Source organism: Singulisphaera rosea (genome assembly GCF_054877945.1).
The window spans coordinates 1-12,468 of the sequence record NZ_JBTYIP020000041.1 but is presented as its reverse complement, the minus strand read 5'-3'; the positions used below and the strand labels follow the sequence as shown (position 1 = coordinate 12,468).

Annotated in this window: 8 protein-coding genes, 1 tRNA gene and 1 pseudogene; 7 read left to right on the top strand and 3 right to left on the bottom strand. The window is 64.7% G+C overall.

Annotated elements, in window-relative coordinates:
* Together pstB and ACYOEI_RS37720 are read left to right on the top strand one after the other, a co-directional pair.
* Positions 1-846 (top strand): phosphate ABC transporter ATP-binding protein PstB, encoded by an 846-nt coding sequence (pstB, locus tag ACYOEI_RS37725; protein ID WP_462855621.1) that lies wholly within the window; start codon positions 1-3, stop codon positions 844-846.
* A 126-nt stretch (positions 847-972) separates the two neighbouring features.
* Positions 973-1,680 carry a winged helix-turn-helix domain-containing protein gene (locus ACYOEI_RS37720; protein ID WP_462855619.1) on the top strand — a complete coding sequence of 236 codons (708 nt, stop codon included), beginning with the start codon at positions 973-975 and terminating at the stop codon, positions 1,678-1,680.
* A gap of 73 nt (positions 1,681-1,753) precedes the next feature.
* On the opposite strand, the gene ACYOEI_RS37715 is transcribed toward ACYOEI_RS37720, so the two are convergent.
* The gene (locus tag ACYOEI_RS37715) at positions 1,754-3,220 is read right to left on the bottom strand and encodes a DUF1501 domain-containing protein (RefSeq protein WP_462855617.1); all 1,467 of its coding nucleotides are present in this window, start codon (positions 3,218-3,220) and stop codon (positions 1,754-1,756) included.
* A gap of 77 nt (positions 3,221-3,297) precedes the next feature.
* A complete protein-coding gene (locus ACYOEI_RS37710; protein WP_462855616.1) occupies positions 3,298-5,964 on the bottom strand; it encodes a PSD1 and planctomycete cytochrome C domain-containing protein in 2,667 nt (888 codons plus the stop codon).
* Positions 5,965-6,358: 394 nt separating this feature from the next.
* Here ACYOEI_RS37710 and trxB point away from each other — a divergent pair, with 394 nt between their 5' ends.
* The 5 genes from trxB (at position 6,359) to ACYOEI_RS37685 (ending at position 11,514) form a co-directional block, all read left to right on the top strand.
* Positions 6,359-7,390 (top strand): thioredoxin-disulfide reductase, encoded by a 1,032-nt coding sequence (trxB, locus tag ACYOEI_RS37705; RefSeq protein ID WP_462855615.1) that lies wholly within the window; start codon positions 6,359-6,361, stop codon positions 7,388-7,390.
* A gap of 303 nt (positions 7,391-7,693) precedes the next feature.
* Entirely contained in the window at positions 7,694-9,697 is a 2,004-nt protein-coding gene (ftsH, locus tag ACYOEI_RS37700; protein ID WP_462855613.1) for an ATP-dependent zinc metalloprotease FtsH, read from the top strand.
* Positions 9,698-9,771: 74 nt separating this feature from the next.
* Entirely contained in the window at positions 9,772-10,752 is a 981-nt protein-coding gene (locus ACYOEI_RS37695; protein WP_462855612.1) for a carbohydrate kinase family protein, read from the top strand.
* 172 nt (positions 10,753-10,924) lie between these two features.
* The gene (gene tadA, locus ACYOEI_RS37690; protein ID WP_462855610.1) at positions 10,925-11,419 is read left to right on the top strand and encodes a tRNA adenosine(34) deaminase TadA; all 495 of its coding nucleotides are present in this window, start codon (positions 10,925-10,927) and stop codon (positions 11,417-11,419) included.
* A gap of 7 nt (positions 11,420-11,426) precedes the next feature.
* A tRNA-Ser gene (locus ACYOEI_RS37685) sits at positions 11,427-11,514 on the top strand.
* Positions 11,515-11,635: 121 nt separating this feature from the next.
* On the opposite strand, the pseudogene ACYOEI_RS37680 reads toward ACYOEI_RS37685, so the two are convergent.
* Positions 11,636-12,352 (bottom strand): annotated as a pseudogene (locus tag ACYOEI_RS37680) (alpha/beta fold hydrolase); the annotation flags it as partial.
* Between the last annotated feature and the right edge of the window lie 116 nt (positions 12,353-12,468).

Genomic DNA, 12,468 nt, shown 5'->3' with positions numbered 1-12,468 from the left:
ATGACCCTCCCCGATTCCCGAGTCGTCCCGGCGTCCTCGGAGGCCTCGGCCGAGTCACCGTCGACCGACCCGATCGTTCTCGAGGCCCGCAAGCTCTCCGTCTGGTACGGGACGTCCCCGGCCTTGAAAGAAGTCGACATCGCCATCCCTCGGAACCGGATCACGGCGCTGATCGGCCCGTCGGGCTGTGGCAAGAGCACCCTGCTCCGTTGCTTCAACCGGATGAACGACCTCGTACCGGGCGCGAAGATGGAGGGCGAGGTCCTCTTCGACGGCCAGGCCATCTCCGAGCCCGGCACCGACCCCGTCGCACTTCGGCGCCGGATCGGCATGGTCTTCCAGAAGCCGAATCCCTTCCCCAAGAGCGTCTATCAGAACGTCGCCTGGGGGGCGAGGATTAACGGCTTCCGGGGCGACATGGACGAGCTCGTCGAGCGCTCCCTCCGCCGCGCCGCCCTCTGGGATGAGGTCAAGAACAAGCTCCACCGCTCCGGGCTCGAGCTCTCGGGCGGACAGCAGCAGCGTCTCTGCATCGCCAGGACCCTGGCCGTCGAGCCCGAAGTCATCCTGATGGACGAGCCCTGCTCCGCACTCGACCCGATCTCGACCGCCCGCGTCGAGGACCTGATGGACGACCTCAAGGACGAGTACACCATCGTCATCGTCACCCACAACATGCAGCAGGCCCGCCGAGTGAGTGACATGACCGCCTGCCTCATGCTCGACGAGACCGCCAAGGACGGATACAGGACCGGGGTTATCGCCGAGTTCAGCTCGACCGACATTCTCTTCACCAACCCCCGGGACAGCCGGACCGAAGCCTACATCACCGGCCGAATCGGGTGACACGGGGCTCCATATTCACTGATTCTTCACAATTCCTTCACGCGGAGATCCCGACCGGGCGCTAGAATGTTCTTGAGTCGATCGGCATAGATACGGTCCCCGACCCCTTCAAGAACGCCCCGAGTCATGCCCAAACCAAAGATCCTGATCGTCGAGGACGAACGTGCCCTGGCGGAGGTCTTGTCCGCAAACCTCGAGCGCGAAGGGTTTGACGTCCTCCTGGCCCACGACGGCCAGGATGGGCTGAGGCAGGCCCAACTCAAGCTCCCCGACCTGATCGTGCTCGACCTGATGCTGCCGGTGAAGCCGGGCCTCGAGGTCTGCCGCGAGCTCCGCAACGGCGCCCGCACGCGCGACATCCCGATCGTCATGGTGACGGCCAAGGCCGAGGAGACCGACGAGCTGGTCGGGTTCGCCGTCGGCGCCGACGACTATGTGACCAAGCCCTACAGCGTCAAGATCCTGATCGAACGCGTCAAGAAAGAGCTTCGCCGCCGACAGGCCCAGGAAGAGCCGGCGGCGGGCACGCTCGTCGAAAGTCAGGGGGTGGTCATCGACCGCCACAGCCACCGCGCCCTCTTCCAGAGCGAGGAGCTCCCCCTGACCCCGACCGAGTTTCGCCTCCTCGAAGTCCTCCTCCGCCAGACCGGCCGGGCCTTCACCCGCTACGAGCTCATGGACGCCGCCATCGGCGAAGACGCCGTGGTCCTCGAACGGACCATCGACGTTCATATCAAGAGCCTTCGCAAAAAGCTCGGCGACGCCGCCGACCTCATCGAGACCGTCCGAGGCGTCGGCTATCGGTTCCACGAACCCCGACTCGTCGAGACTTGATCGCCAAGCCTCGAGTGGCCTTGCGAGTCCCGAAACCCGGTTGATCTGAAATACCGGGTTTCGGGCGAGACGCTCAGGCCAGTAGCGCCTCCACTGGTCGAGCTTGTTCGACGCCGGTCAGTCGCTGGTCGAGCCCCTGGTACTTGAACGTGAACCGTTCGTTGTCGATCCCAAGACACTTCAGGATCGTCGCGTTCAAGTCGTTCACGTTGACCGGCTTGTCGACGACGTTGTAGCTGAAGTCGTCGGTCTCGCCGTAACTGATGCCCCCCTTGATCCCACCCCCCGCGAGCCACATGCAGAAATTACGGGGATGGTGGTCGCGACCGTAGTCGTCGTGCGTCAGGGAACCTTGCGAATAAACCGTTCGACCGAATTCGCCTCCCCAGACGACGAGCGTGTTGTCGAGCAGCCCGCGTTGCTTCAGGTCCAGGACGAGCGCGGCGGTGGCCTGGTCGGTGTCGAGGCACTGATTCTTGAGGGTCGTGGGCAGCGACGAGTGCTGGTCCCAGCCTCGGTGGAGGATCTGCACCGCGCGGACGCCACGCTCGACCAACCGCCGCGCCATCAGGGCGCTATGGGCGAAAGTACCCGGGGTCGTGGCCTCGGGCCCGTAGAGGTCGAGGATGTGCTTGGGCTCGCTCCGGACGTTCACCAACTCCGGCACGCTGGTCTGCATCCGGAAGGCCATCTCATACTGGGAGATCCGCGTCTGGATCTCGGGGTCGCCGAGTCGGTCGTACTGGCGGCGGTTCAGCCGGCCCAGGGAGTCGAGCATCGCGCGACGGTCGCCGGCCGAGACCCCCGGCGGATTCTGGAGATAAAGCACGGGATCGCCCGTCCCCCGCAACGCGACGCCATTCAGCCGCGAGGGGAGGAAGCCGCTGCTCCACATCCGGGTGAAGAGGGCCTGCCCATTCCCGGTCTTGGGGAACGACGGGGTGAACACGACGAAGGCCGGCAGGTCGTTGCTCTCACTCCCCAGACCATAGGCGAGCCAGGAGCCGATGCTCGGCTTGCCCGGTACCTCGCTCCCCGTCATGACGAAGGTACAGGCCGGGTCGTGGTTGATCGCGTTCGTCTGGACCGACTTGACGACCGCGATCTCGTCGATGATCCGCTCGGTGTACGGCAGGAGCTCGCTGATCCACGTCCCGCACTGACCGGCGCGTTTAAAGTTGAACTTCGACGGCGCCACCGGGAACCGCGACTGACCGCTCGTCATCGTCGTGATTCGCTGGCCGTTGCGCACGCTGTCGGGCAGGTCCTTGTCGAAGTATTCCTGAAGCTTCGGCTTGTAGTCCCACAGGTCGAGCTGAGACGGACCTCCGTTCATGTGCAGATAAATAATCGAAGTTGCCTTCGGGGCGAAGTGCGGGAGCCCCGGCAAGGCCTGGTGGACCCGTTCCGAGGCCGACCCGTGAGCGGGCGAGCCGGCCCCGGCCATGAGCCCCAGGGCGATCCCGCCGGCGCGGAGGCCGGCACCCTCGAAAAACTGCCGGCGCGTCTGCTGGGCCTGAAAGTCGAAGAACGGGTGCATCCTCGTTGACCTCGATCGTTGGGGTGCCGGTAGTATCCTGGACCTGGTTCGTCGCGAGCGTCCTTCCGGCAGGGACGTCAGTTGCGCGTGACCGTCTCATCCAGATTGAGCAAAGTGTTCGCGAGGAGCGTGTAGGCCGCGAGCTCCTCCTCGGGGAGTCCGGGCGTCGGCTGGGATTCCCCGAAGTGCGTGACCGCCTTCGCCGCGTCCTTGTCGGTTCGGAATCGTTCGAGGTGGGCCCGACACTGCTCCCGAAGCACGGCGAGTTCTTCCGCATCCGGCCGCCTCGAGAGCACGACCCGGAACCCGTAGTTGATGCGTGCCTCGGGGGTCGTCCCCCCTTCCCTCAGGATCCGTTCGGCGAGCCCTCGGGCCGACTCGAAGTGCTGCACGTCGTTCATCAACTGGAGTGCCTGGAGGGGCGTGTTGCTACGCTCTCGGCGGGTGCAGAACGACTCGCGGTTCGGCGCGTCGAAGTTCGCCATGAACGGGGGAGGCGCGGTCCGCTTCAGGAACGTGTAGAGGCTCCGGCGGTAGAGGGCCTGGCCGCTGTCCTGGTGATACTCCCGAGTATTCGAGCCGGTGAACGCGACGGGTTCCCAGATGTTCGAGGGTTGATAGGGTTTCACCCCCTTGCCCCCCATCCGGGTGTCGAGGAGACCGCCGACGTAGAGGGCGTTGTCGCGGACCTGCTCGGCATCGAGCCGGAACCTCGGGCCTCGGGCGTAATATCGGTTGTCGGGGTCGATCTGGAGCATCTCGGCCGTCACACGCGTCGACTGCCGGAAGGTGGCCGAGTGGAGCATGAGCCGGACGAGGTCCCGGACGTCCCAGTTCCCTTCGCGGAAGGTGACGGCGAGCCAGTCGAGCAGCTCCGGATGGGTAGGGGACTCGCCCTGGGTGCCGAAGTCGAAGCTCGTCTTGACCAACCCGGTACCGAAGAACTGCTGCCAGAATCGATTCACGGCCACCCTGGCCGTGAGGGGATGGTCCTGCGAAACGAGCCAACGCGCGAGGTCGAGCCGGTTCGGCCGGGCACCCGGCGTGGCCGTCCTGAGCTCGGGGAGCACCTTGGGTGTACTCGGCTCGACCTTCTCGCCCGTCTTATCGTACTGCCCCCGGAGCATGACGAACGCCTGCCGAGGCGTCTCCATGTCCCGGAAGATGTAGGTCACGGGTATGGCCCCGTCCAAACTCGCCCGTTCCTTCTCCCGCCTGGCCGCCTCTTGTGCGAGGGCCGCGAACGTCCCCTTGGTCGACTCGCAGACGTTCTTGAGGTAGTGCTCGCGAAGCTTCTTCGCGTCGCCCTCGGCGAGCGTCCCCGCCTTCTGCTTCCCGAGCCACTCCTTGATGTCGCCAGTCAGGTCCTTCGACGCCGCCCCACCCCCCTGCTCGACCCAGGCCCGGAATGAATACTGCGGATCCTTTGCCCGCTCGAGCTTCCCATGCTCCTCGGGCGCGGATCCTTCCACCTTCGCAACGGCCGAGTCCGCGGGATCGATGTAAGTCGGGAACTTCGAGGCCGCCTCGACCGCCTGCTTCGCGTCCGCGACCGCCTTCGTCAGCTCGGCGAGTTTCGACTCTTGGTCGGGCGTCGGGAGCTTCAGGGTCGGCTCGTGCAGCAACGCGTTCCCGTCCATCGCCGGACCGGCGGCCGAATAAAAGAAGGCATAGAGTGAGTAAAATTCTTTCGCCGAGATAGGATCATATTTATGGTCATGGCAGACCGCGCACCCGGCGGTGAGCCCCATCCAGGTCTCGGCCATCGTGCTCGACCGGTCGACCGCGTTGCGGAAGTACCACTCGGCTTCGATCGATCCCCCTTCGGACGTCGTCACGTTGCAGCGGTTGAAGCCCGTCGCGATCAGTTGGTCCCGCGTCGGCTTCTCCAGAAGATCGCCGGCAAGCTGCTCGACGGTGAACCGGTCGAACGGCACGTTGTCGTTGAAGGCCCGGACGACCCAGTCGCGATAGGGCCACATCGCGCGCTCGTTGTCGAGGTGGAGGCCGTGGGTGTCGGCATAGCGCGCCACGTCGAGCCAATGCCGGGCCATCTCTTCCCCGTATCGGGGCGAGAAGAGGTATCGCTCGACCATATTTTCATACGATCGGGACGATGAGTCTCCCAGATAGAGCTCGACCTCGGCCGGCGTCGGTGGCAAACCGGTCAGGGTGAAGGCCACGCGGCGGATCAACGTCTCCTTGTCGGCTTCCGGGGAGGGCGTGAGGCCTTTCGACCGGGCTCGCTCGGCGATGAACGCGTCGATCGAGTTGCGGACGACGACTCCCGAACCATTGACCTTTGGCGCCGGCTCCTTGAGAGGCGGCTCGAACGACCAGTGTTTCTGGTAGGTGGCCCCCGACTGGACCCACCGCTTCAATAGGTCCTTCTGGGTCGTAGAGAGTGTCTTGTGGGCCTTCGGCGGGGGCATGACCTCCGTCTCGTCCTCGGTGAGGATCCGCCGGATGAGTTCGCTCTCCTCGAGATGGCCCGGGACGATCGGTACGGCCCCCGACTCGGCCGGCTTGATGGCCTCTTCGCGCAAATCAAGTCGAAGGCCAGCCTTGCGATCACCCGGCCCGTGGCAACGGAAGCAGGTTTCGGAAAGGATCGGCCGAACGTCACGGTTGTATTGGATCTCTTCCCCCGCGACGGCGAGGGGGACCGAAACGGCGAGGACGGCCGTGAGGACGGAGAGATACCGGAAGGCCCTGAAGAACGTTCGTCGGTTCGGTGATCGCATCGTTGATCCCGGTGGGGCCGGCGGCAATTCTGCCACCTCGTGGGCAGGCACGAAGGAAGGTTGGCTCTGGCTTGCGTTCCGGGGCGCGGGGCGGACGAGGAGGCGGGGAGTCTCCGGGGGGAACGCGTTCGAAGGTGGATTCTATACGGTCGTCGGAGCCGAGTCGATCGACTTGTTCTTCCGATCCGGGCCGAATCTTCACCGCGACTACACCCGTTTCGACCGCGACGGCCGAGGTCGAACGACGACGTCAACCTGCCCGTAAATTGAAAGGGGAGGCGGGTCGACGCTGGACAAGGGGGCGATTTTTGGCAGCATGAGGATAATATTGATCCTGGAGCCGAGGGCGGAGGAGGTGCTTCCGTCGCGGGTCTCCTGCAAGCGCGAGGGAACGATGTCCCATTCCGCCGTCATCGTGATCGGGTCGGGGTCCGCGGGCTTGACCGCGGCGCTCTACGCGGCGCGTGCCAACCTGTCGCCCGTCGTGTTCGAGGGTCATGAGCCGGGGGGCCAACTCACCTGGACGACCGCCGTCGAGAACTTCCCGGGATTCCCCGACGGTGTCCTCGGGCCCGACCTCATGGACGCGATCCGCAAGCAAGCCCAGCGATTCGGGGCCGACTGCCGCTATCAGACGGCGATCTCGGTGGATCTCTCGCGCCGACCGTTCAAGGTGACGACCTCCGAGGATGCCAAGGATCCCGAGGCGAAGACGTTCGAGTACACCGCCGACGCCCTGATCATCGCCACGGGGGCCTCGGCCCGAACCCTGGGCATCTCGGACGAGATGCATTACATGGGCTACGGGCTCGGCACGTGCGCCACCTGCGACGGTGCCCTCTACCGCGGCAAGAAGGTCGCCGTCGTCGGCGGGGGTGACACGGCCGTCGAGGAGGCCACCTTCCTGACGAAGTACGCGAGCAAGGTCACGCTGATCCACCGTCGCGACTCGCTCCGCGCCTCGAAGGTGATGCAGCAACGGATCCTCGCCAACCCGAAGGTCGACTACCGCTGGAACTCGGCCATTGCCGAATACCTCGGCGAGGACGAGCCGTACAAGGCGTTGACCGGGGTCCGTCTCGAGTCGACGCAGGACGGATCGACCGAGGACGTGCCGTTCGACGGCGTCTTCCTCGCCATCGGCCACTCGCCGAACACGAACGTCTTCGAGGGCCAGCTCGCGATGACGCCGGAGGGATACCTCCTCACCCGGACGGCCCTCGCCTGGGGAGGGATCGAGGCCCCCGCAGGTCTCATCGACCGCATGGTCAACTACGGGTCGGCCACCAGCGTCGAAGGGGTCTTCGCCGCGGGCGACGTCGTCGACACCCACTATCGGCAGGCGATCACCGCCGCGGGGTCCGGCTGTGCGGCCGCCATCGACTGCGAGAAGTGGCTCGAAGCGACGGGCGCTGGGCACCACTGACCCGACCCTTGCGAGGCAACCGCGGGACCGGTCGGGCAATTTTCCTATTGCCCTCCGGACGGAACTCATCATGATAAAAGTTCTCGAGGCCAGCCGGACGCCCTCGAGGCGTCCGACCAGGTCTCGCCTCGCTACGAGTTGCCGAGGGGGCTCGTTCCCACGGCTCGGTCGACGCGCGGATCGATTGCCACTGAACTTTCGGATTATTTCGGCTACAATGAATTTGCGGCCGCAATCGGGATGCGTTGCGCTTTGCCGCGCCGGAACATCTCAGGACGGCTCCTAATAGGGAATTGAGATCGTATGGAGAGTCGACCGCCGCAAGAATCGCCCCGACGACCCGCAGGCGGACGCAAGCCGAATGGTTCCGGCGGGTCCCCCACCCCTCCCTGGCTCTGGCTGCTCTTGATCGTCGGCTTCGCGGCGATCTTCTGGCAGTTCTCGGCCAAGAGCGAGGTGATGGTGAACTACAGCCCCTGGTTCCTCGACCAGGTGAAGCTTAAGAATATCAAGAGCCTGTCGATCCAGGCCAACGAGGGTCGCGGGGAGCTCCGGAAGAAGGAGCTCTATCCGTCCACCCCGCCCAACGCCTCAAACTCGGGCACCACACCCCAGCCGGTGTCGAAGTTCGTCGTCTACTTTCCCTCCGAGAAGTCGATCGACACGGTCGTCACCGACTTGCGAGCCCAAGAGCCCTCGGCGGGTGAGGAGCCGGTCCGGATCGATCCCCAGCCGCCGAACAACGCGAATGGCCTCGTGTGGATCACCTTGCTCCTGCCGACCTTCGTGATCGTCGGCCTGATCTATTTCATGATGCGCCGGGCTCGCGACCAGTTCGACGGCGGGATCCTCGGCAGCTTCGTGAAGAGCCCGGCCAAGCGTCATGACAAGTCCAAGCAGAGGACGACCTTCGACGAAGTCGCCGGCCTCGAGAACGCCAAGAGCGAGCTCCAGGAAATCGTCGAGTTCCTCAAGAACCCGGAGAAATTCCAGCGGCTGGGCGGCCGGATCCCCAAGGGCGTCCTGCTGATCGGCCCCCCCGGTTCGGGCAAGACCTTGCTGGCCCGCGCGGTCGCGGGCGAAGCGGGCGTCCCGTTCTATTCGATCTCCGGGTCGGAATTCATCCAGATGTTCGTCGGCGTCGGTGCCAGCCGCGTCCGCGACATGTTCAAGACGGCCAAAGAGAATAGCCCCTGCATTCTCTTCATCGACGAAATCGACGCGGTCGGCCGGGTCCGAGGCGCAGGCCTTGGCGGCGGCCATGACGAACGCGAGCAGACGCTCAACCAGATCCTCACCGAGATGGACGGCTTCTCGCCGAATGAGAGCGTCATCGTCCTCGCCGCCACGAACCGCCCGGACGTCCTCGACCCCGCACTCTTGCGACCCGGTCGGTTCGACCGTCACGTCACCGTCGACCGCCCCACGAAAAAAGGCCGACTCGAGATCCTGAAGGTCCACACACGGAACATCCCGCTCGACGCCGACGTCGACCTCGACGGCATCGCCCGAGGGACCGTCGGGATGAGCGGCGCCGACCTGGCCAACCTCGTCAACGAAGCGGCCCTGCTGGCGACCCGCGAGGACAAGAATCAGGTCGACATGGCGGACTTCGACGCGGCCCGCGACAAGATCATCATGGGGGCGAAGCGCGAGGAGTTCATCACCGAGAAGGACAAGCGCGCCACCGCCTACCATGAAGTCGGCCACGCGCTCGTCGGTTGGCTCTCGCCGAACACCGACCCGGTCCACAAGGTGACGATCATCCCCCGAGGGCGAGCCCTGGGCGTGACCCAGTTCCTACCCGAGGAAGATCGGCTCGGCTACAGCGAGAGCCAGATCGACGGCAAGCTCGCCGTCCTGCTCGGCGGCCGCGCGGCCGAGCGCTTGGTCTATGACGACCTGACCACGGGCGCCGCCGAGGACCTGAAGCAGGCCACCCGACTTTCTCGGATGATGGTCACCCAGTGGGGCATGAGCGAGCGCATCGGCCCGGTCTTCTTCCGCGCGTCCGAAGAACACCCGTTCCTCGGCCGGGAGATGAGCGAGTCCCGCGATCACTCCGAGCACACCGCGCAGATCATCGACGAGGAGGTCGCGAGGATCCTTCGCGAAGCCGATGCGCACGCCTATCAGCTCCTTGAAGAGCATCGCGACGAGCTCGAGCGCCTGACCGAAGCCCTGATCGAACGCGAGGTCTTGACCGTCGCGGAGATCGAGGAACTGATCGGCAAGCGAGCCGGGACACCGACACCGTCGGAAGTCTCCGGAGACCAGGTGGCGGCGTCGCTCGACAACCCCGTCTGATCCGTCGCAGGCCGTGAAGCGGGCGTCGTCGAGAGGTTGGTTCGACCGGTCCAAGCTCTCGGGGGTGGCCCGCCATGCCCACGTCCTCGACCCTCGACAAGGAGTCCGCCCCCGTCCTCTGCGCGGGGATCGTCGTGGCGGACCACCTCTGCACGCCAATCTCGCACCTCCCCTCGGCGGGCGAGTTGGTGGCGGCCGACGAGTTGCGGCTTACGGTCGGAGGGTGCGCGGCCAATGTGGCCGTGGCCCTGACCAGGCTCGGCATCCCCGCCTCGGTTTGCGGCCGAGTCGGGGACGATGTCTTCGGCCGATTCGTGGCCGAGACCCTGGCCGCGCAAGGCGTTCAGGTTTCCTCCCTCGAGGTGGATCGATCGAGGGCGACGAGCCAGACCCTGATCATCAACGTCCAGGGCCAGGACCGGCGCTTCATCCACTCCTTCGGCGCCAACCGCGGCCTGGCCGCAGCCGACTTCGACCCCATCCTCGCCGAAACGCCCCCCGTGCTTTATGTCGGTGGCTATTTGATCCTCGACGACCTCGACCCCGAGGACCTCGCCGAACGATTCGCCAGAGCCAGGGCTGCCGGCGCGTGGACGGTCCTCGACGTGGCCACCCCTGGCCCTGCCGACTACCTCCCTCGTCTTCGTCCGGTCTTGCCGTTCACCGACGTCTTCCTGCCCAACACGGATGAGGCGGCGTTGATTCTGGGAGACCCGGAGCCCGCCCGACAGGCCCTCCTCTTCCGCGACCTCGGCGCGAAACGCGTCGTGATCACCTGCGGCGATCACGGTGCTTACGCCGCCTCTGAAAGTCTTCGCGTCCGCCTCGGAACCTACCCCACGACGTGCGTCGACAGTTCGGGCGGCGGTGACGCCTTCGACGCCGGCTACATCGCCGGCCTCCTCGACGGCCTCTCCGAGCTTGACACCTTAAAGCTCGCCAGCGCCCTCGGCGCAAGTTGTGTTCGTGCGTTCGGAACCACGGCGGGCCTGTTCACCCGACCTGAAGCCGATGTGTTCGTCCGGCTACATGCATTGACCGTTGAGCCCTTCTGACTGCCTTCGCGTCGATCAGGATCCCGGCCTTGATTCGGCCCATCTGAGGTGTTATGATCCACTCGTCTTCGAGACCGGTTAGGTTTTCGAAAGTCTTTGGCAACTCGTTCTTTACACGTTTCCTCAGGGGAATGGCGCTTCGCCAGATCCGAACCGTGTCGGCGAGCAGGTGATGGCCGTAATCGTTCCCCACCTCGAGCCCTCCGATTTGGAGATGATGCGTCTCGCCTTGAACCTGGCCGAAGAGGCTTATTCTCTCGGCGAGGTTCCGGTCGGTGCGGTTGTCGTCCGAGAAGGTCGAGTCCTCTCGCAAGGTTATAACCTTCGGGAAACCTCACACGATCCGACGGCCCATGCCGAACGCCTGGCCCTGACTCTTGGCGGTCGGGCCCTGGGAACCTGGCGACTCGACGGTTGCACCTTGTACGTCACGCTCGAACCTTGCCCCATGTGCGCCGGGGCGATCGTTCAAAGCCGGATCGCCCGCGTCGTCTTCGGCGCGAAGGATCCCAAGGCGGGAGCGTGCGGAAGCCTCTACCGACTCGTTGATGATCCTCGATTTAACCATCGAGCGTCGATCACTGGTGGGATTCTTGCCGAAGAGTGTGGTATGATACTTTCTCGGTTCTTCCAGGATCGACGACCTGCAATGCGGAAGTCCGACTGAATGCTTCGGAGGGGTGCCTGAGTGGTTGAAAGGGCCGGTCTCGAAAACCGGTGAACCGGTCTCCGGTTCCGTGGGTTCGAATCCCACCTCCTCCGCTACGATTTATGACATGCTGGCTCACTGATTCGAACGGCAGGCGATTCTCGCCTGCCGTTTCGTTTTGATTTTGATAGGGATCTCAACGCACTCTCGCGTCGGATGGACCGGGGGGGTCGATCAGTCGGCGAGGATCTCCTTGAGAGTGTCGTCGATCAATCGGGTATCGGCCGGGTTCAGGCCGTCTCCCGCGAAATGACCCCAGACTCCCGGCATGCGTCGGCAGACGGCGTTGGGCATCTGCTGGACTTCCCACTCGTTGTCCTCGGGGGGGAAGTAGAGGTCGATCTCGGGCGAGAGCACGACGGCCCGGGCCTTGATGGCACCGAGCGCCTTCTTGAAATCGTGCTGATAAATGGGATTCGCGCTGATGTCGGCCTCTTGCCAGGTCTTGAGCATGGCCAGGAGGTTGTTGGCATCCCTCTTCATGAAGAAGCCTTCCCAGAAGACGACCAGGAAGTCTTCGAGGGACGAGTACCCCAACTGTCGCCACAGCTCCTGGCGATAGAACGGCTGCGAGAAGCCCCAGCCGGCGTAGACGCGTGCGAAGGCCCGGAGTCCCTTCGTCGGTGGGGTTTGATACCAGCCGTCGAGGAAGCCCGCGTCGGCGGTGAGCGCCGCCTTGACGCCTTCGAGGAAGACGAAGTTGTGGGGAGAGGTCTTCGCCGAGCCGGCGAATGGGACGATGCGCTCGACCATCTCCGGGTAGAGGCAGCCCCATTGGAACGTCTGCTGGGCGCCCATCGACCAGCCGACGACGAGCTTGACCTTCGATATCCCCAACCGTTCGGTCACGAGGCGATGCTGCTGGGTCACGCAGTCGTAAAGCCTATGTTCCGCACATCCGCCCTTCATTTTCTCTGAATTTCTTTCGCCTGTACTCGCGATCGGTGCACTCAACGAAGACTCGCCGTGCCAGCCTTCGGCGGGCGCTGTCCCTATGGACCGTGGCT

Bases quoted from the DNA above. Each gene is read 5' to 3' on its own strand.
- pstB (WP_462855621.1), top strand. From the start codon at position 1: ATGACCCTCCCCGATTCCCGAGTCGTCCCGGCGTCCTCGGAGGCCTCG.
- ACYOEI_RS37720 (WP_462855619.1), top strand. From the start codon at position 973: ATGCCCAAACCAAAGATCCTGATCGTCGAGGACGAACGTGCCCTGGCG.
- ACYOEI_RS37715 (WP_462855617.1), bottom strand. From the start codon at position 3,220: ATGCACCCGTTCTTCGACTTTCAGGCCCAGCAGACGCGCCGGCAGTTT.
- ACYOEI_RS37710 (WP_462855616.1), bottom strand. From the start codon at position 5,964: ATGCGATCACCGAACCGACGAACGTTCTTCAGGGCCTTCCGGTATCTC.
- trxB (WP_462855615.1), top strand. From the start codon at position 6,359: ATGTCCCATTCCGCCGTCATCGTGATCGGGTCGGGGTCCGCGGGCTTG.
- ftsH (WP_462855613.1), top strand. From the start codon at position 7,694: ATGGAGAGTCGACCGCCGCAAGAATCGCCCCGACGACCCGCAGGCGGA.
- ACYOEI_RS37695 (WP_462855612.1), top strand. From the start codon at position 9,772: ATGCCCACGTCCTCGACCCTCGACAAGGAGTCCGCCCCCGTCCTCTGC.
- tadA (WP_462855610.1), top strand. From the start codon at position 10,925: ATGGCCGTAATCGTTCCCCACCTCGAGCCCTCCGATTTGGAGATGATG.